The sequence below is a fragment of the Agathobaculum sp. genome, assembly GCF_022775115.1.
GTDB lineage: Bacteria > Bacillota > Clostridia > Oscillospirales > Butyricicoccaceae > Agathobaculum.
The window spans coordinates 16313-35038 of record NZ_JALFLA010000079.1; the positions used below are offsets into that span (position 1 = coordinate 16313).

Below are 18726 nucleotides of genomic sequence, written 5' to 3' on the forward strand. Positions count from 1 at the left end.
CGGAAGGGAGAGATGAGATGCCTTTGATATCGGTATTGATAGGAACATTGTATCGACAACGAGATATTTCTTTTTTGAAGCGAAGCATCCGCTCGATCTTGGGGCAAACAATGGCGGACATGGAAGTTCTCGTATGCGATGATGGCTCTACAGAGGATGCAAAGTGTTGGCTTGATGGGCTGTCGGCACAGGATGGTCGGCTTGTGCTGGTTCGTCAAGGTGACCTGTTGGCGTTGCCGCAAAAGCTAAATGCATGCATCAGGCAGGCCAAGGGCCAATGGCTCGCACGCATGGATGATGATGATTATGCGGCATCCGACCGGTTTGAAAAACAGATCGCCTTTCTTGATGCGCATCCTGAGATCGCGTTTGTCGGAAGTTGTGCAAAGGCCTGCAAGAGCGGAGCGGAAGCGGGCGTTTTGGTATTTCCTCCGCTGCCTGAGGTGAAAGACTTTTTCTTTTCACAGCCTTTTTTACATCCCTCGCTCATGTTCCGCAGACAAGCACTGCTGCAGGTCAACGGATATTCCGAGGACGTGCATTGCATCCTTTGCGAGGATTATGACCTGTTGCTGCGTCTGTATGCTGCGGGATATCGCGGCGCTAACATACAAGAGACATTGCTGACCTACACGCTGCCCGAAACCGCCAAGGGAAGCCGCAGGATGCGGCATCGCTGGAATGAGGCGGTTACAAGATACCGGCGGTTTCAGGAGTTAAAGGTGCTGCCCGCAGCGCTGCCGTATGTTGTCAAGCCGATCGCTGTCGGCCTGCTGCCGGGTAGACTGCTACATAATCTGAAAGAGCTGCGGCAGAGCCGAACGGGGAGAGAGAACTGATGGAGCCGGTACTGACAATAGCTGTTCCGACCTTTAATATGGAGAGCTGTCTTGCGAAAAATCTGGCGACCTATTGTGACCAGAGGCTGGAAAGCCGTCTGGAAGTGATTTGCCTGAACAATGCATCCGAGGATGGATCAAAGGAGATCATTTTGCGGTATGTCAAGCAACAGCCGGAGATATTCCGGCTGTATGACCGGGATACGCGGGGCTACGGCTCCTCTATCAACGCCGCAATCAAGGGCGCGCGGGGACGGTATTTCCGCATCGTTGATGCGGATGACTGGGTGGATACGGAAGAGCTTGTCCAGCTGGTCGAGAGGCTCGGGGCCTGCAATGCGGATGTTGTGCTGACCGATTATCAAATCGTTGATATGGGGAGCGGACGGATGACATCTGTGCGGGCGGGGGAGAAAGACGTCTGCTACGGAGTGGTATATCATGATTTTACCTTACCGATAAAGACCCTGCCGAGCATCCATGGGACAACATACCGCACGGGACTGCTGCGGGAGTGCGGATTTTATATGCAGGATAATATGTTCTTTGTTGATGAGGAGTATGTGGTTTTGCCATATCTGGCAGCAAAAAGTGTGGAGTATTTTCCGTTTGATGTATATCGCTATCAGGTTGCAAATCCGCAGCAGAGCACCTCTCCGAAAAACCGGGCGAAGTTTCGAGAGCATCGGGAGAAAATATTGCGCCGTTTGATCGGGGTATATATCGGCGCGGAACGATCCGGAGAGAGCCGGCAAGCCTTGCCCTATTGCTTTGAGCGCATCAGGAACGGTGTGGGCGATCACTTTACCACATTGTACATGTATATGGAGAACCGCGCGCAAGGACGCAAAGAGGCGGCTGCGTGGAGCGAACTGCTCAGGTCGCTGGACGACCCAAGGTTTTATCGGCAAACCGCGTGTAAAGCAAGAATTCTATGCTGTTTAAATCGACTTCATATCGGCTTGCAGCAGTATGAATTTTTGAAGCAAATTTTCAAGCGTAAGGAGAGAAATGCATGAAAGTCGTTATTTTAGCTGGCGGGTTTGGAACGCGTATCAGTGAGGAAAGCCATCTGAAGCCCAAGCCGATGATCGAGATTGGTGGCCAGCCTATCCTGTGGCATATCCTGAAAGAATACTCGCACTACGGGTACAATGATTTTGTTATCTGCTGCGGCTATAAGGCGGAGGTCATCAAGTCGTATTTTGCAAATTACTATCTGATGCATTCGGATGTGACGTTTGATTTTACCAATCAAAACGAGATACGGATGCATAACAACGTTGCTGAGCCGTGGCGTGTGACTGTGGTTGACACCGGACTGAACACCATGACCGGTGGGCGCGTAAAGAGAATCGCTCCATATATCGGCAATGAAACGTTTATGTTGACATATGGGGATGGCGTATGCGATGTCAACATAAACGAATTGGAGCGTTATCACCGCAGTTCCGGTAAAAAGGCCACGCTCACGGCAATCCAGCCGGGCGGAAAGTTTGGCACGCTGGAGATACAGCCGGACAACGCTATCAAGAGCTTTACAGAAAAGCGCAAGGAAGATGGCGGATGGATCAACGGCGGCTATATGGTTTTGGAGCCTGAGATTTTTGATCTGATTGAGGGGGATGATACCATTTTGGAACGTGCGCCGCTGGAGAGTCTTGCACAAAGTGGCGAGCTGAGCGCCTATATGCATGAAGGCTTTTGGCAGTGTATGGATACGCTGCGGGATAAAATACATCTGGAAGAACTGTGGAGCACCGGAACAGCCCCGTGGAAAAAATGGTGATGGCGGATACAAGGGCGGGAGTTTGTATGCGGAAATATAAGGTGTTGATCACCGGCGCATCAGGTTTTATCGGCAAAGCAATTTGTACATTTGCTGAGAGGAACAAGGATTGGGATATCTATGCATGGATCAGCGGAAGAAGAAAAGTATTATTACCGGATGGTATACATGTTGTAACCGGCGATTTACGACAGCCGGATCGGTGCGATGAGATCATACAGTGCGTCAAGCCGGATGTATTGCTGCATTTGGCGTGGAATCTCGAAGACCGCAATTTCCTGAATAACGATGCGAATATCCAGTGGATAGAAGTAAGCCTGCATCTGCTCCGCGCATTTATAAAGCAAGGTGGGCGAAAGTTTGTTTTCTCAGGCTCAAGCGCCGAATATGGATATGAGCAAGAAATATGTAAAGAGGGGATACCCGGAAAGCCGGTTGATCTTTATGGCTTAAGCAAATTGAAGTTTGAAGAAATTGCGGAGCAGTTCTGCAAGCTACATCATGTACAGTTTGCATCGCTGCGGTTTTTTTCAGTATATGGACCGGGTGAGGAGCATTTGCTACATGTGATCCCTTTGGCGATCAATCAGCTGCTTCAAGGAAAGCATTTTGTTTGCAAAGGACCTAATAATGTTTGGGATTATATCTATATTGATGATGCCGCCCAAGCTGCAATCCAAGTGATGCAGAGCGATTTTTTTGGTACGATTAATATCGGAAGCGGCGTTGGGTCAAGCATGAGAGATGTGTTTGTACAACTGGCCGAGGCAATAGGGCGAAAAGATTTGCTTTTGTTTGAAAATGAACAGGCGACCGGGAAAAAATTGGTTGCTGATATGACGAGGATGCAGGAGCTTGGCTATGAAAGCAGCACGAAATTACAGCAAGGCCTATTAAAAACTGTGATGTGGTGGAAAACAATGATGTAATCCACCGCTCAGATTAAAAGTAAATTGGAGGAAAAAATAATGGCAAAGAAGACAATTATGGTGACCGGCAACTTGGGTTATATTGGCTCGGTCATGGTTCCGGTGCTGGTGGAAAAGGGCTACGATGTGATTGGCTATGACATCGGCTACTATGAGGATTGCTATCTGGTCGAAAGCAAGCAGGAACTGAAAAAGCAGATCAAAAAGGATCTGCGTGATTGCAGCGTAGAGGACTTTGCCGGCGTGGATTATGTAATCCATCTGGCTGGCCTTTCGAACGATCCGCTGGGTGATTTTGATGAGTCTCTGACCTATGAAATCAACTATCAGGGCACGATGAAGTTCGCTCGGTGTGCGAAGGAAGCCGGTGTCAAGCGCTTTGCGTATGCCTCATCCCAAAGTGTTTACGGTATTTCCGATGTGAGCAAGGCTGCGGACGAAGAGGGGGAAAAAAACCCGATCACCGCTTACGCCAAGACGAAGTGGAAGTGCGAGTGCGAGCTGGGAAACCTATGCGCGGATGACTTTGTTATTACTTATCTCCGCCCGGCAACGGCCTATGGTGCAAGCCCCAACCTGCGCTGCGATATCGTATTTAACGCGTTTGTTGCCTATGCATACACCAGCAAGCTGATCGAGATCAAGAGCGACGGCACACCGTGGCGGCCGATGTCTCATGTACGTGATATTATTGCGGCCTTCTGTGCGGTACTCGAGGCACCAGCCGAGTTGGTCAACAATCAGGCGTTCAATGTTGGTACGCATGATAACAATTACACGGTCAAGCAGTTGGCAGAGGCTGCGCAGAGCGCGGTGCCCGGCTGCGGCCTGCGTTTTACCGGCGAGCATACCGACCCCCGCAGCTATCGTGTTTCGGCGGAAAAGATTTTGACAACGCTCAAGGATTTCTATAAGCCGGAATGGAATATTGAAAAGGGCGGCGAAGAGCTGATGGACTACTATCAGTCAATCGGATTTGACCGCGCCACCTTTGACAGCTACAAGTGCAATCGGCTCAAGTGCTTAAAGAAGAGAATTGCTGATGGTCAAATCGACGAAAATCTGCGTGTGATCAGCAAGTGAGGAGAACATAGGGATGACAGTCTCGGAATATATTTTTGATTTCTTGCAGAGCCGTGGGGTCGATACCGTGTTTATGGTGTCAGGCAGCTCGGCTATGTGGCTGACAGACGCTTTGTGCCGCAATCAGGAGCTGAAAGCTGTTTGCAACCATCATGAGCAGGCGGCAGTGATGTCCGCGGATATTCGCGCAAGGCTTACGGGAAAATTGGGCGCAGCGCTTGTGACCGTGGGTCCCGGGGCAACGAACGCGATAACCGGTGTGGCGCAAGCCTTTACAGACTCGAGCGCGGTGGTTGTGCTTTCGGGACAAGTATCCTCACGCCTGCTAAAGTATGAGCAGGATACTGGGATCAGGCAGCATGGTACGCAAAGTCTGGATCTGGAGCCAATCGTTACGCCGATCACAAAGTATTTTGCGGCCATTATGGATCCGGCCGATACGCGGTATCACATCGAGAGAGCGTATTATGAAGCATTGCATGGACGAAAGGGACCGGTGTGGTTGGATGTGCCGGTGGATATACAGAATAAGCAGGTGCCGGAAGAGATGCGGGGCTTTACGCCGGAAGAGACGCAATATGACGTAATCGACACCGAAAAGCTCGCGAAGGCTTTGGCAAAGTCCAAAAAGCCCTTGATTCTGGCGGGCGGCGGCGCGGATGCTGCGTATGTTAGTCAGCTGAGTCACGCGCTGCATATTCCTGTGGTGACATCGCGCATGGGTATAGGCTGCATTTGCTCGGACGATCCGTACTATGTGGGCCGCCCGGGATCGAACGGCCAGCGCGCCGCGCATTTTGCGATTCAGCAAGCCGATCTGCTCCTTGTGCTGGGCTGCCGGCTCTCTGTTTCAACGATTGGATACTATCCGGATCGTTTTGCCGGCCATGCATACAAGGTTCAGGTCGATGTGGACAAGAAGGAATTGGACAAAAGCGATGTGCCGGTGGATTACAAGATCCACGCGACCGTACAGCAGTTTGCCGAGGCATTAAGTGGACTGCCGCCGGTAAGCAGCGATGCGTGGGTTGCGCACTGCTTGGAGATGCGGGAGAAATACCCGGTGGTTTTGCCGGAATATGCGCAAGCTGATCCAATGAATTCTTATTACTTTACCAAGCTGCTCACACAAGAAGTGCCTGAGGGCGCAGTTATCACCGTCGATACCGGCAGTGTATGCAATGTCGTTTCGCAAAGCTGGCAGCTGAAAAAGGATCAGAAGTACTTTATCTCGGGCGGCCTGTCGTGCATGGGCTTTTGGGCAGGTTCGATCGGCACGGTAGATGTGCCTGTCATCGCACTGGCCGGAGACGGAAGCGTTTCCATGAATATTCAGGAATTCGCTACCATGAAAGAGTATGGCTTGCCCATCAAGCTGTTTGTTTATAAAAACAATGGCTATATGCTCATCCGCCATAATCAGCATAATTATATGGATGACCGTTTTCTGGGTGTGGGACCGGATAGCGGCGTGTGGATGCCTGATTTTTGCCGCGTGGCGCAGGCCTATGATATACCTGCCGTGCGTATCCGCCGAGAGGATGATATTCCCGCCAAGATTAAGCAGGTTTTGGAAATGGACGGGCCGGTCGTTTGCGAGGTGATTCTCGAGGAGTTTGGTCCGATGGCGCCGCGGATCGCCTCCCGCGTTATGCCGGACGGCAGCCTAAAGGCGGCCGAATACGATGATTTGGCGCCATTTTTGGATCAGAAAGAATAGAAAGGATAGAAAATCATGACAAAGGACGCGCATTTGAGAAACAAAGAGTTTTATAGGGGAAAGCGTGTGTTTGTCACAGGGCATACCGGATTCAAGGGAGCATGGCTTACGGCCATGCTCCATGAATTGGGTGTCGAAATGACAGGATACGCGCTCGCGCCGGAACAGGGCTGTCTGTTTGAAAAAATGGGCGGGGAGACCATGGCGCATAGTGTGATTGGCGATGTGCGGGACGCGGAGGCGCTCCGCGCCGCTATCATGGACGCACAGCCGGAGATCGTGTTTCATTTGGCGGCGCAAGCAATCGTAAAGGATTGCTTTGACCAGCCGCATTATGCATATGAAACCAATGTAATGGGAACAGTCAACCTGTTTGAGGCGATCCGCCAGTGCAGCAGCGTCAAAAGCGTTGTGGTGATCACAACCGATAAGGTATATGAGAATAAGGGTGACGGCGCCATATATGTGGAAACCGATCCGTTGGGCGGCATCGATCCTTATTCCAGCAGCAAGACGTGCATGGAATATATCACGGATACCTACAAGCGCTCTTATCTGCAAACAGAGGAGCGTATGGTCGGCATTTCCACTGTGCGGGCGAGCAATGTGCTGGGCGGAGGAGATCATATCCAGTCCCGCTTGATTCCTTCCATTCTGCAATCAATCGCACAGGGCAAGCCGGTTGAGCTGCGCAATCCCCACCAGACGAGACCGTGGCAATCGGTTTTGGATGCACTCAATGGCTATTTGGCAATCGGCCGCCTGATGTATCAGCAGCCGCAGCAGTATTCCAGCCAGTGGAATATTGGGCCAACCAAGGATGGCATCAAAGACGTTTTGTGGGTGCTCAATAAAATGCAGGAGCATTATACAAGCGCAGAGTATGTGGTGGGAGAGGTGTTCGAGGTCACGGAATCAAAAACACTTGGGCTGGATATCACAAAGGCTCTGGCCGAGCTGGACTGGGAGCCTATATTAACCTGCGATAAGATGCTGTATAACATCGTGGAATTTTTCAAGCTACAGCAGGCGGGTGTGAACGAGCGCGAAATCTGCCGGAAGCAGATTGATGCATTCTTTGCTGACTGAATGGTGAAAAGATGAAACGAGTGATTGTTACCGGCGGCAATGGATTCGTTGGGAGCGCCGTTATAGAGGAGCTGCTTGCAAACCATACAGAGGTGTACGCGGTGGTTCGCCCGGGCTTTTCGTCCTGTTTGGAGCACTCCCGTCTGTACGGGAAGAAGGTTCATCTGGTGGAGTGTGATATCAAGCAAATACGCGATCTACCAGATAAAATGCAGGAGCGTGGCTTTGACGCATGGTATCAGTTTGCGTGGGATGGGCTGCGCGGGGAGGCGCTGACCGATTATACAACGCAGATTATGAATGTCAAATGGGTCATGGACGCGATTTTGTGCGCCTCCGCTATGGAATGCAGAAAATTTATAGGTTCGGGCAGCGTGTCGCAATACGAGCTGAATACGCCTGAGGGTAGGGCCAATGCGCTGGATAAACACAAGGTGTATAAAACGGCTAAGCTATGCTGTGAATACATGGGAAGCAGTGTGGCGGCGGACAATGGCATCGAATTTATTTGGCCGATTATTACAAACATTTATGGTGTGGGAGAGACTTCTCCCCGCCTGATCAATTCGATGATCCGTAATTTGCAGGCAGGCAAGCATCAGCCGTTAAGCGATGGCAACCAGATGTATGACTTTATCTATATCAGTGATGCGGCAAAGGCGTTTCGGCGCATTGGTGAAAATGGAAGAAGTAACCGTAGCTATATTATTGCGCAAGGAAAAGTACGTCCACTAAAGGAATTCTTAACTATATTAAGAGATATTGTATCACCGGAGGCTACGCTGGGGTTTGGAGAAATGCAGTTTAATGGTGTATATCTGCCTGCGTCTTGCTATGATATCTCCGCTTTGGTGGACGATACCGGCTTTCAGGCGGAAGTCACATTTGAAGAGGGCATTAGAAGAACAGCCCAGTGGCTCCTAGATAAACATATAGAGAACTAAAGGTGGTTTTGTGAGGTGTCTTGTGAGCAATAAGGGACGGATAGCAGCATTAGACGGAATACGCGCGGTAGGTATGTTTCTCATAGTTGCAGGATATCTCCACCTGACAGGATTCTCAGCAAGTCAAGAGATTTTGGGAAACTATGTGTTCTTCTTTCTGAGCGGTTTTATGGCTGCCAAGCCATATACGCGTGATGGAGAAGAATACTTTCTTTCGTACAAAAATATTGCAGCTTTTTATTTGAAAAACTTTTTCAAAGTCTTTCCAATGCTGATTCTTGCGACCACGACATACTGCTTGTTGGATAGCAGTGTCAGCTTTTTCGATAATATATTTTTTATTCGACCCTATGGCACTGTATGGTTTCTGGCACAATTGCTTCTATATTGGTTGGTGCTGCCAGCCATCATGATTGCTATATATGGTTTAAAGCGCTTTTGCAGAGCGAATGACCTAATAGTGGCCGTGCTGCTGATGGCGATCGGGCTGGCCTCTAAGCCGGGAGCATTTTGGGTGATTTGTACAAATTCCAGCACAGGAGGTATGGTATTTTGGAATATCAATAATATCATGATCGGCATGGCGTTTGGATACCTGTGTAAATGGGATAAAATGCAAAAGTGGAGCGCGAACAGGTGCGTGCAATTTCTCATGCGTATCGGCATTTTCTGCATGTTGGCCGCCATTTTCTGCTATACAGACTTTGTAACCTTCCCCTTCATCGGCTATGAGAACATGATATGGATCTCTGCCATATTGGTTACATGTGCATATTTTTGTTCCAATAGCTGGTGCGCGCGTATTTTATCTGCAAAGCCAATCGCGCTGATAGGGCGTGAAAGCTTGGGCATTATGCTGTTTCACCTGCCACTGCACCAGCTGCTGCCATTTGATGGAGTTGTGCAGTTTGCTGCGGTTCTTGTAGGCTCTTTGCTAATCGGTGTGCTCATAAATCGTATATTGCGGCCTGTGCAAAGGATGGTCAGCAGCATTGCACATGATATGGAAAGCGAAAAAGGGTTTGATATTGTTAGCGTGTTGGTGTTGGCGTTGTTTGCGGTCTATCTGGCAGGCATGATTGCAGAGCAGAACGACAAAGAGTACACGTTAGGGGAAACCGTGGGATTTTCCGGTTCGCTGGCAACTGGCTTTAAATATGCAGAGAATAGACTCGGCCTTATTGGCATGGAAGGGACACCCATAAAAGCGGGAAGGATAAAGTTAAAATTCCGGGTGGAACAGACAACAGCCTATGATTTAAGTGCAGTAATCAAGTGGTTGGGTGCGCCAGAGAATACGCCTATTCAAGTTTGGGTAGACGGCATCAAAATGGCTGATGCCTTTGCCGACCAAGCGGGAATCACTCGAATAGCGATTCCAAATGATATGGTAAAGGATCATGTGCTGCAAATGGAGCTGTCCTTCCCGGATAAAATAGATGTGCAGATTGCTTCGATCGTACTAAAGGAGCAAACGCTTTATGAATACGGAACAAGTTTGACGTTCACTACGGAAAGCCCCTCGGCCAATGGATACTTTGAGTTTGGCTTGGGTACACCTGAAGAACTGGCGACGTGGGCGAAAAGTGCGGCGAGAATGTATATGCTTCTGCCTGAGATACCGGAGAAAGATTTGGTGCTGACCCTTTCGTGGGTCGCAGTTGATACCACGGCACAGCGCATGGTTGTGACATGTGAGGGAGTCGAAATATTTAATCAAAAGCTATTGTATGAGCAAACAGCTCATATTACTATTCCACAAGGTCTTTTGACAGGAACAGAGTTGGCGGTGGACTTTGCTTTTCCGGATGCATGTCCAAGCTCCTTTGCGTTTACCAATATGGTGATTGATGAGAAAAAGGTATATGCGATAGGTGATACGCTTACCTTTACCAGCGCACAGCCTACGGCAAATGCATACTTCTCTTATGGTCTGGGCGCGCCGGAGGAAGCCACTACATGGGCAAAAGGCGCTGCCTCGGTTGAACTGCTGTTTGCTAATGAAATCAGAGAGGATCTGGTTCTAACCTTGGAATGGGGTGCGGTGGATACCAAAGCGCAGCGAATGGTGATCCTGTGCGCGGAGGATGAGCTACTGAATGACGTATTTTTGGATGAAAAAACAGTTGAGGTTATCGTGCCGCAAGAGAAGATAAAAAATAATAAAATAACGTTAGACTTTGCGTTTCCTGATGCTTGTCCCAGCTCGTTTGCATTCACCGCGATGAAAATACAGTATAAGAGCGATTGATCTGTTGGCGGCTTAATTAAGACATGCAGTATGGAGATGTGTTGGAGGGCATATATGATCCAAAAAATCAGCGAATATAAATTTCTTTTTGGCGAGTTGGTAAAAAGGGATTTCATTTTAAAATATAAAAGGACAGTACTGGGGCTTTTCTGGAGCGTGCTATCTCCTCTGATGACATTGACCATACAGATCATGGTTTTTAACACCTTTTTTGGAAGTGATATTCCACATTACACCATTTTTCTGTTTTCCGGCAATCTGGTATATACATATTTCAGCGAGGCTACACAAAGTGGCTTGGTAGCTATGGCTGCTAATGCTCCAATCTTTGCCAAGGTAAAAGCGCCAAAATATCTTTTTGTATTCTCACGTAATATATCGTCGCTTATCAACTTCGGTCTCACGTTTTTGATATTTCTGTTATTTGTATTCTTTGACCATATTCCGTTCACGCACAACTTTTTCTTATTGATATACGTCATTGCTTGTATGCTTTTATTTAATTGCGGTATGAGCTTGATATTGTCAACAGCGTATATGTTTTTTCGAGATTTAAGTTACCTGTACAATGTGCTTGTGCTGATATTGATGTATGTTTCCGCTATTTTTTATTCTGTCGATGCTTTTTCGCCCATCATTCAGAGATTGTTTTTACTCAACCCTTTGTACGTCTATATTAAGTATTTCAGATTGATCGTAATAGACGCGGTCATTCCAAGCGTGCAGTATCACCTGTTGATGCTGTTTTATAGCTTGGCGGCATTGCTGATTGGGACGCTCTTGTATAAAAAGCTCAATCACAAATTTCTATACTATATTTAAAAGGATTGGTTATTGTGTCAGATGCATTGGTAGATGTGCAAAATGTATCGATTCGTTACCGGGTTGGAGATTGCCAAGCGATAGGTTTGAAAGAATATGTGATGAGAAAGCTGACGCATCGCTATCGCGTAGAAGAATTTTGCGCAGTGAAAGATGTTAGCTTGCAGATATTCACGGGAGATATGCTTGGAATCGTTGGAGTGAATGGCTCCGGCAAGTCAACGTTGCTGAAAGCAATCAGCGGCATTATGAGGCCAACGGAGGGAACAATTGTAACAAGAGGTAAAATCGCCGCGCTGTTGGAGTTAGGCTCTGGTTTCGATGGTGATTTAACAGTAAAAGAGAATACGTTCTTGCGGGGAGCCTTACTTGGCTATCAAAGGCAGTTTATACAAGATGCCTATCGGGATATCATTGAATTTGCTGGACTGGAAGAATTCGAAGACCGCCCCTTTAGGCAGTTGTCCTCCGGGATGCAGGCTCGCCTGGCATTTTCCATTGCAAGCATGGTGCAGCCGGAAATATTGATATTGGACGAAGTGCTGTCTGTTGGTGACGGAGCCTTTCAGAAAAAGAGTGAGCAAAAAATGCGAAGCGTTATTCAGGCAGGCGCCACTACAATTTTAGTCTCTCACTCAACCGCGCAGGTACGCGAAATGTGCACTAAGGTTTTGTGGCTTGACAAGGGGAACCAAATGATGTTTGGTGATACGCAGATGGTGTGCGATGCTTATGAAAAATTTCTGGGTGAACTTTAATATGGTATCGGAGGAAAGACGATGGAGAAATTGCATATTGTATATGCTTCATCAGAGGAATATGCGCCTGTTTTGCAAGTTTCAATTGTCTCCCTATTAGATAACAAAAAGGAAGCGACGTTTTACCAAATATACATTATAGTTGAAAAAATGTTCTCAGAACAGTTTGCCCAGTTGTTCTCAGAAGTGGTGAACAGATTTTCGGGATTTGAAATACAGTGGGTCGTTGTTGGAGACGCATTCGCCAACACAAGAGTCAATGCATTTGGGGTGGGCAAAGAATCAAACTATCGGCTGTTGATTACAGAACTTCTGGATGAAGGGGTGGATAAGTGCCTTTACTTAGATGCAGATACTTTGGTGTTAGAGGATTTGTATGAGATTTTCCAAATAAATATCTCCGAAAAATATATTTCCGGGCTGCATCCAAGGCATTTTTTGAAAACCGCCACACAGGACTATACGACTCCTCACTTTGATATGTATGAAAAACTGTGTCAAAAATATGCAGGAGATTTGCGGTATGATGAGTATGTGGGGGCGGGAGTACTGCTGATGAATTTAAAAAAAATGCGGCATGATCATATGGCCCAAGTGTTTTTTTCAGAAATACCGGCGCATTCCGGGCCGATTGATCAGGAGATATTAAACGCATGCTGCTATGGGCATATCGGGCAATTACCACTTGAGTGTTGCTTGGATCTGCATGAGCTGCAAGGGGAAGACTGGTATCGAGATACCGATCAGGTATTATATCAGCAATTGGTGGAGGCCAAACGGAATCCTGTCATCATACACTTTTCTGATAAATATAAGCCATGGAAGTATCTGGGTATTCCATATGAAAAAGAATGGTGGAGGTATGCATATGCAATGGGCGCGGCGGAGTACCTATGGGATAATCTTGTGGAAAGGAATAAGATACCGATAACCTATTTTGAAGAAGAACTGGCCAAGGTTACACACAGTCTGTCTTATCGTATAGGCAGGAAGATTACCTGCATTCCCAGAGGCATCAAACATGGAGTGGAAAGACTAAAAAAGATTAGAGGTTGAAAAATGAATAAGATCCCGGTTTTGTATCTGTCATCGGAAGCATATTCCAAGATTTTGGCTGTTTCGATGCTGTCGCTGCTTGATAATAAGGAAGATAACACATTTTATGAAATTTATGTGCTGGTTGAGAAAAAATATAGTGAACAAAGCTTGAAGCCTTTCCGGTTTATGGAAGAAAAATATGATGGATTTTCTTTGCATTGGATTGAGATGGAAGATGCTTTCTCAGACACAAAGGTAAATGTGGCGGGTGTTGGCAAGGAGACAATGTATCGGCTAATGGCACCGAAAATGCTTGCAGGTATTGATCGGTGCATATATCTTGACTCTGACACATTGATTCTATCTGATCTTGAAGAAATGTTTGAGCATGATATACAAGATAACTACTTTTCTGGGGTATATCCGGAAAGATTTTTAAGCAATATGCTCTCAGACTATAAAAATGCGTATGGCAGACAGGCCATTAAAATTTTGGAAAAGCAGATAGGACTATGTACCTTAGACCAGTATGTGGGTGCAGGCGTCATGATTATGAATCTCAAGGAGATGAGAGATCACGGCATGATAGAGAAGTTTCTACAAGCTGTCAAGCCAAATTCCTTGCCGAAAGACCAAGACATTTTGAATGCGTGCTGCTACGGACATATAGATAAGATGCCGGTAAAATATTGTGTAGATTTGCATGAGCTGGATGATCTGGCATGGTATGAGGAAAATAATAAAGAGCAATTAGCAGATATTCAGAAGGCTTTTAAAAACCCGGTGGTAATTCACTACTCAGACCGGTACAAGCCTTGGAAAATGTGTGGCTTGCGATATGAGAAGTATTGGTGGAGCTATTTATCCCAATTGGGACTGTTGATGGACTTCTGGGATGACTTTATTGATAGCTTGGGGGGATGCAATAGTCCGATGGCGACAGTCGATCCGGCGAGCATCAGCGCCAAAACATATTCAGATGCTTATAGAGAATTCAGCAAAGGAATTTCTTATAGAATAGGACGTTTCATAACCTTTATACCCAGAAAAATTTATTATTTTTTTAAGCGCAAGTGGTGAAAGGGGTAAAATGTGTCAAGGGAATATGACGTTATCATCATCGGTGCCGGCGCTGTGGGCTGTGCGATAGCCAGAGAGCTCTCTCGATTTCGGCTAAACGTAGCTGTACTGGAGAAGGAGGCCGACGTCGCTGGCGGAACCAGCGGCCGGAATTCCGCAGTTGTTCATGCCGGTTTCAATAACAAGCCGGGCAGCTTGATGGCAAAGCTGTGCGTGGAGGGCAACCGGGGATTTGAAGCGGTATGTAGCCAATTGGGTGTTCCTTACAAAAAGACAGGTAAATTATTGGTCGCATTTGATGATGAAGACATGAAAACGCTTCATACCATCATCGAACGAGGCATTCAAAATGGATGTAAGGGATTAAAAATCATCGATCAGGAGCAGGTGAGACAAATGGCTCCTCAGATCGGCGGTATCGGGGCAATGTATTCTCCGGAAACCGCGATCTTTGATCCGTTTACCTATTGCATTGCTTTGGCGGAAAATGCGGTGGAAAACGGTGTATCCTTCTATCTGGAGCATGAAGTGACCGGGATCAAGCATACAGATGGCGTGTTTCAGATACATACGGATCAGCAGATTTTCCAATGCCGGTGTTTAATCAACAGTGCGGGACTCTATTCCGACCGCGTCTCTGACATGGCCGGCGTTGGCGGATATCAGCTGTATCCGTGCAGGGGAGAGTACTATATTCTGGATAGGATTGCGACAGAATATTTGGATATTCCGGTTTACCCCGTTCCGAAGGCGGGGATCGGCGGACTGGGCGTTCATTTGACACCAACGATCCACGGCAATATCATCATCGGCCCCAGCGCGGAGTATATCGAGGCGCGGGATGATTATTCTTGCACATCAGAAATTATGGACAAGCTATTTCGAGAAGCAACACAGCTTCTGCCGGCCCTAAAGCGAAAACACATTATCGGAAATTATAGTGGGATTCGACCCAAACAGGCTCCACCTGAAGAAGGAGGGTTTCGCGATTTTGTCATTCGAGAAGAGCCATCCTGCCCGGGCTTGATCAATCTGATCGGGATCGAGTCGCCGGGCTTGACCGCGTCTGTGCCGATTTCCTTTATAGTGCGCGACATGGTTGCAAAGCATATGGAGTTGGTCGAAAAGAAGATGTTTATCGCCGAGCGCAGGCCGGTCGTACGCTTCCGGGAGCAGTCACCGGAAGAGCAAGCCAAGCTCATTGCGGATGACCCCGACTACGGGGATATTATCTGCCGCTGCCAAAAGGTAACGAAAAAGGAGATCATGCAGGCGATCGAAAACCCGCTTGGTGCAAGAAGCTTATCGGCGATCAAATACCGGGCTTGGGCAACGACGGGGCGGTGTAGCGGCGGCTACTGTTTGACCAAAATTATTGATATTCTAGTGCGTGAATATGGAGTTGCGCCGGAAAGCATTCGGTACCGCAGCAGGGGCAGCGAACTTTTTGTGGATGGGGCGAAATAATGGAACTATATCATGTTATTGTAGTGGGAGGCGGCCCGGGAGGATTGGCTGCGGCTGCGGCCGCCAAAAGCAATGGCGCGGCGCGGGTTCTGCTTTTAGAACGCGAGGAGCAAACAGGGGGGATACTGAACCAATGTATCCACGACGGATTCGGTTTGCGGAGGTATAGAGAGCAGCTAAGCGGCCCGGAGTACGCGCTGCGCGCAGTGGCGGAGGCTATAGACGCAGGGGTGGAAATGAAGACTGGCTGCATGGTAACACAGGTGACAAGCGAAAACGGAATTCATTGCGTCACTGCCGTCGGCAGGCGGGGGCTTGCAGTTTATCAGAGCCGGACAGTCATCTTCGCCACGGGCTGTCGGGAGCGCACGAGGGGTGCGATCTCCATTCCGGGATCAAGACCCGCCGGTGTTTTTACGGCGGGCGTTGCGCAGAACCTTGTGAATATGCAGCGCATTATGGTGGGGCGCCGTATTGTGATCCTCGGTTCAGGTGATATTGGTCTGATTATGGCAAGGCGTTTGACCATAGAAGGCGCTAAGGTGTTGGCCGTTGTCGAGGTGATGCCATCTCCCGGCGGTTTGGCGCGCAATATTACACAGTGCCTGGATGACTTTGGCATTCCGCTCTATCTGAAGCACACAGTTTCAAAAATTATTGGAAAAGACAGGGTGACTGCTGTCGAGATAAGCGAGGTGAACGACCGGCAAGAGCTGATTCCGGGCTCGGCGTCGACAATGGAATGTGATACGCTGATACTGTCGGTAGGCCTTATTCCTGAAAATGAGATCGCGGGAGCTGCTGCCGTGCAGCTGGACGAACGAACAAATGGTGCATTAACAGACCGGTTCCTGCAAACCAATATTCCGGGCATCTTTTCCTGCGGCAATGCGCGCCGGGTTACGGATCTGGTGGATTTTGTCTCGGAGCAGGGTGAAACAGCCGGAATAAACGCAGTCAGATATATTGCAGGCGAGCCAATGCTGCAGTGGGATGACGGTGTGGAGAATACAATGCTCAAGGGTCTGCCGGCTCCGGGAAGCGTTACCTGCACACTGTGCCCCAATGGCTGCCAGATAACAGTAGGGCAAGGGGATACCGTCGAAGGCAATCGTTGCGGGAGGGGCAAAGCCTTTGCGATACAGGAGATGCGATCGCCGGAACGAATTTTGACGACAACAGTGCGCGCGCAAGGGCGTGTTGTGGCCGTAAGAAGTGACAGGCCGGTAAAGCGAGCCGAATTGCAGACGCTGGTTTCGCTGATCCATGGTCAAAAGGTTGCGCTGCCTGTTTATCCGGGGCAGATATTGCTGCAAAATGTTGGTGAAAACAGTGTCAATATTATCGCGGAGCATGCGGCGGAGAGATAAGCTAATGGTGAGGAATGATGACAACCGAATCAAGTCAGCAGATGAATAGGGATATAATTCCGATCATCACAGTATCCTCAGCCGCATATCTGAAGTATGCACTGGTGATGATTTGGTCGGTGATGCAGTGTGGAGACCGAGAGAAAAGGTATGCGTTTTATATTTTTCACGACGAGCTGACAGCAGAGCATCAAGCCTGGCTCAAAACACAGTTGCGCTCGTGGGATAATTGCGATCTAAGCTTTCTGGATATTAGGGAGTTAGAGAAAGTTTTTTTGCCTAAAACCGGCGATTGGGAAGGAAAAAGCGCGTGCTTTAGCTTGTTTTCCGTTGATTTTTTGCAGCAATACGACAAGGCTCTCGCGTTGGATGTCGACCTGATTGTGCGGCGGGATGTGGCTGCTCTTTATGATACAGAGCTAGGAGATGCCCTGCTTGGTGCGGTATGTGATTTGGATTTCATAGGTCAGTGGCGCAAAGGGAATAAAAAGTATCGCCATTACTACCGATGCAGTGTTCCGCTCAGCGATCCTTCCACATACATCCAGTCGGGTGTCTTGGTGCTCAATCTGTCGGGGCTTCGACAAAGGTTTCCGCCCGGATTTTTTATTCAGATCGCCGCCAAGGCAAAGTACCAATACGATGACCAAGATATTTGGAATCAATATTGCGCGGGCTGCATCAAGCGGATAGATTACCGCTGGAATGTTTTACATGACAACAATCGATATCGCGTAAGATATGTGATCGACCTCGCGCCCAAGGCAGAAGTAGAGCAATATAGGCGATCCAGACAGTCGCCATTTATTATCCATTACGCAGGGGATCAAAAGCCGTGGAATGATGTCGGCTGTGACTTGGGAGAAGCATTTTGGAGCGTTGCTAATCAGACGCCGGTGGCGGATGAGCTGCCAAGTCCTGCCGCCAAACAGCGCCTTCCCAAATGGCTGCAGCCAATATGGTTAATACGCCATGAATGCAGCCGGATTTATAGCAAGCTTTATATTAAAATGTGGCGCCGGTGATGGAAAGCAGGATTATGGAGGATGCCGCGGCAGTCTTGGAAAAACTCAGACTACTTTGAGATATGCTGAACTTTGCGCAATCCCCGATGTAAGGTGATATGCTGGCTTTTGGTGTTGCTGCGCTGTACGGAAAGAGCTATGTCATTGGATGCTAAGCACTTTCACCTTAGTTGATATAAGTGTTCCAGCGATATGTGGAGCTATGTCATTGGATGCTAAGCACTTTCAGCTTAGTTGACATAAGTGTTCCAGCGATATGTGGGAAAAGTATTAAAACACATTGTTCTGCTATACAGCATGCAGAGACGGCGCGAATGGGATGATTCGCGTCGTTTGGTTATACCGTTTATGCCGTGGTTACCATTTTATATGTTGTTCATGCGTAAGTGCTTAATAATCACCCACCTACAAAATTACGGCGGGCCCGGTTAAGTTCGGGTCCGCCGCTGGTATCATATCAGGTTTTCCTTTTTCTCAAAGCCTCGCGTCTCTGGACATCTGGATGACAGGGCATGAGACGAT

16 protein-coding genes are annotated in these 18726 nt (G+C 48.1%); all 16 read left to right on the forward strand.

The genetic code is table 11. From position 1 onward, the window contains the following. Positions 1–17 precede the first annotated feature (17 nt). From MR935_RS09585 to MR935_RS09660, 16 genes are read left to right on the forward strand one after another with little or no spacing between them, the layout of a single operon-like run. Positions 18–839 (forward strand): glycosyltransferase, encoded by an 822-nt coding sequence (locus MR935_RS09585; RefSeq protein WP_290573024.1) that lies wholly within the window; start codon positions 18–20, stop codon positions 837–839. Further along, positions 839–1858, forward strand: a complete 1020-nt coding sequence (locus MR935_RS09590; RefSeq protein ID WP_290573026.1) for a glycosyltransferase family 2 protein — start codon at positions 839–841, stop codon at positions 1856–1858. Before MR935_RS09585 ends, MR935_RS09590 begins: the two co-directional genes overlap by 1 nt. Further along, on the forward strand, positions 1855–2628 hold the full coding sequence (gene rfbF / locus MR935_RS09595; protein ID WP_290573028.1) for a glucose-1-phosphate cytidylyltransferase: 774 nt from the start codon (positions 1855–1857) through the stop codon (positions 2626–2628). Before MR935_RS09590 ends, rfbF begins: the two co-directional genes overlap by 4 nt. Further along, positions 2622–3557 carry an NAD-dependent epimerase/dehydratase family protein gene (locus tag MR935_RS09600; RefSeq protein WP_290573054.1) on the forward strand — a complete coding sequence of 312 codons (936 nt, stop codon included), beginning with the start codon at positions 2622–2624 and terminating at the stop codon, positions 3555–3557. Before rfbF ends, MR935_RS09600 begins: the two co-directional genes overlap by 7 nt. A 39-nt stretch (positions 3558–3596) precedes the next feature. After that, a complete protein-coding gene (locus MR935_RS09605) occupies positions 3597–4640 on the forward strand; it encodes an NAD-dependent epimerase/dehydratase family protein (protein ID WP_290573030.1) in 1044 nt (347 codons plus the stop codon). Positions 4641–4653: 13 nt separating this feature from the next. Continuing rightward, positions 4654–6360: a thiamine pyrophosphate-binding protein gene (locus MR935_RS09610; protein ID WP_290573032.1), complete on the forward strand. Its 1707-nt coding sequence runs from the start codon at positions 4654–4656 to the stop codon at positions 6358–6360. Positions 6361–6375: 15 nt separating this feature from the next. After that, positions 6376–7449, forward strand: a complete 1074-nt coding sequence (gene rfbG / locus MR935_RS09615; RefSeq protein ID WP_290573034.1) for a CDP-glucose 4,6-dehydratase — start codon at positions 6376–6378, stop codon at positions 7447–7449. An 11-nt stretch (positions 7450–7460) separates the two neighbouring features. After that, positions 7461–8393 (forward strand): NAD-dependent epimerase/dehydratase family protein, encoded by a 933-nt coding sequence (locus tag MR935_RS09620; RefSeq protein WP_290573036.1) that lies wholly within the window; start codon positions 7461–7463, stop codon positions 8391–8393. Between the two features lie 22 nt (positions 8394–8415). Next, on the forward strand, positions 8416–10644 hold the full coding sequence (locus MR935_RS09625) for an acyltransferase family protein (protein WP_290573038.1): 2229 nt from the start codon (positions 8416–8418) through the stop codon (positions 10642–10644). A 54-nt stretch (positions 10645–10698) separates the two neighbouring features. Next, positions 10699–11466: an ABC transporter permease gene (locus tag MR935_RS09630; protein ID WP_290573040.1), complete on the forward strand. Its 768-nt coding sequence runs from the start codon at positions 10699–10701 to the stop codon at positions 11464–11466. A gap of 14 nt (positions 11467–11480) precedes the next feature. Next, on the forward strand, positions 11481–12224 hold the full coding sequence (locus tag MR935_RS09635; RefSeq protein ID WP_290573042.1) for an ABC transporter ATP-binding protein: 744 nt from the start codon (positions 11481–11483) through the stop codon (positions 12222–12224). Positions 12225–12245: 21 nt separating this feature from the next. After that, the gene (locus tag MR935_RS09640) at positions 12246–13280 is read left to right on the forward strand and encodes a glycosyltransferase family 8 protein (RefSeq protein ID WP_290573044.1); all 1035 of its coding nucleotides are present in this window, start codon (positions 12246–12248) and stop codon (positions 13278–13280) included. Positions 13281–13283: 3 nt separating this feature from the next. Continuing rightward, entirely contained in the window at positions 13284–14342 is a 1059-nt protein-coding gene (locus MR935_RS09645; RefSeq protein ID WP_290573046.1) for a glycosyltransferase family 8 protein, read from the forward strand. 12 nt (positions 14343–14354) lie between these two features. After that, positions 14355–15809, forward strand: coding sequence for an NAD(P)/FAD-dependent oxidoreductase (locus tag MR935_RS09650; RefSeq protein WP_290573048.1), 1455 nt, complete (start codon positions 14355–14357; stop codon positions 15807–15809). Next, a complete protein-coding gene (locus MR935_RS09655; RefSeq protein ID WP_290573050.1) occupies positions 15809–17179 on the forward strand; it encodes an FAD-dependent oxidoreductase in 1371 nt (456 codons plus the stop codon). The genes MR935_RS09650 and MR935_RS09655 overlap by 1 nt, the downstream gene beginning before the upstream one ends. A gap of 14 nt (positions 17180–17193) precedes the next feature. Continuing rightward, entirely contained in the window at positions 17194–18204 is a 1011-nt protein-coding gene (locus MR935_RS09660) for a glycosyltransferase family 8 protein (protein WP_290573052.1), read from the forward strand. Positions 18205–18726 lie beyond the last annotated feature (522 nt).

What these genes read in the sequence shown, in the direction of transcription:
- MR935_RS09585 (WP_290573024.1), top strand. Translation starts at nt 18, where the DNA reads ATGCCTTTGATATCGGTATTGATAGGAACATTGTATCGACAACGAGAT.
- MR935_RS09590 (WP_290573026.1), top strand. Translation starts at nt 839, where the DNA reads ATGGAGCCGGTACTGACAATAGCTGTTCCGACCTTTAATATGGAGAGC.
- rfbF (WP_290573028.1), top strand. Translation starts at nt 1,855, where the DNA reads ATGAAAGTCGTTATTTTAGCTGGCGGGTTTGGAACGCGTATCAGTGAG.
- MR935_RS09600 (WP_290573054.1), top strand. Translation starts at nt 2,622, where the DNA reads ATGGTGATGGCGGATACAAGGGCGGGAGTTTGTATGCGGAAATATAAG.
- MR935_RS09605 (WP_290573030.1), top strand. Translation starts at nt 3,597, where the DNA reads ATGGCAAAGAAGACAATTATGGTGACCGGCAACTTGGGTTATATTGGC.
- MR935_RS09610 (WP_290573032.1), top strand. Translation starts at nt 4,654, where the DNA reads ATGACAGTCTCGGAATATATTTTTGATTTCTTGCAGAGCCGTGGGGTC.
- rfbG (WP_290573034.1), top strand. Translation starts at nt 6,376, where the DNA reads ATGACAAAGGACGCGCATTTGAGAAACAAAGAGTTTTATAGGGGAAAG.
- MR935_RS09620 (WP_290573036.1), top strand. Translation starts at nt 7,461, where the DNA reads ATGAAACGAGTGATTGTTACCGGCGGCAATGGATTCGTTGGGAGCGCC.
- MR935_RS09630 (WP_290573040.1), top strand. Translation starts at nt 10,699, where the DNA reads ATGATCCAAAAAATCAGCGAATATAAATTTCTTTTTGGCGAGTTGGTA.
- MR935_RS09640 (WP_290573044.1), top strand. Translation starts at nt 12,246, where the DNA reads ATGGAGAAATTGCATATTGTATATGCTTCATCAGAGGAATATGCGCCT.
- MR935_RS09645 (WP_290573046.1), top strand. Translation starts at nt 13,284, where the DNA reads ATGAATAAGATCCCGGTTTTGTATCTGTCATCGGAAGCATATTCCAAG.
- MR935_RS09655 (WP_290573050.1), top strand. Translation starts at nt 15,809, where the DNA reads ATGGAACTATATCATGTTATTGTAGTGGGAGGCGGCCCGGGAGGATTG.
- MR935_RS09660 (WP_290573052.1), top strand. Translation starts at nt 17,194, where the DNA reads ATGATGACAACCGAATCAAGTCAGCAGATGAATAGGGATATAATTCCG.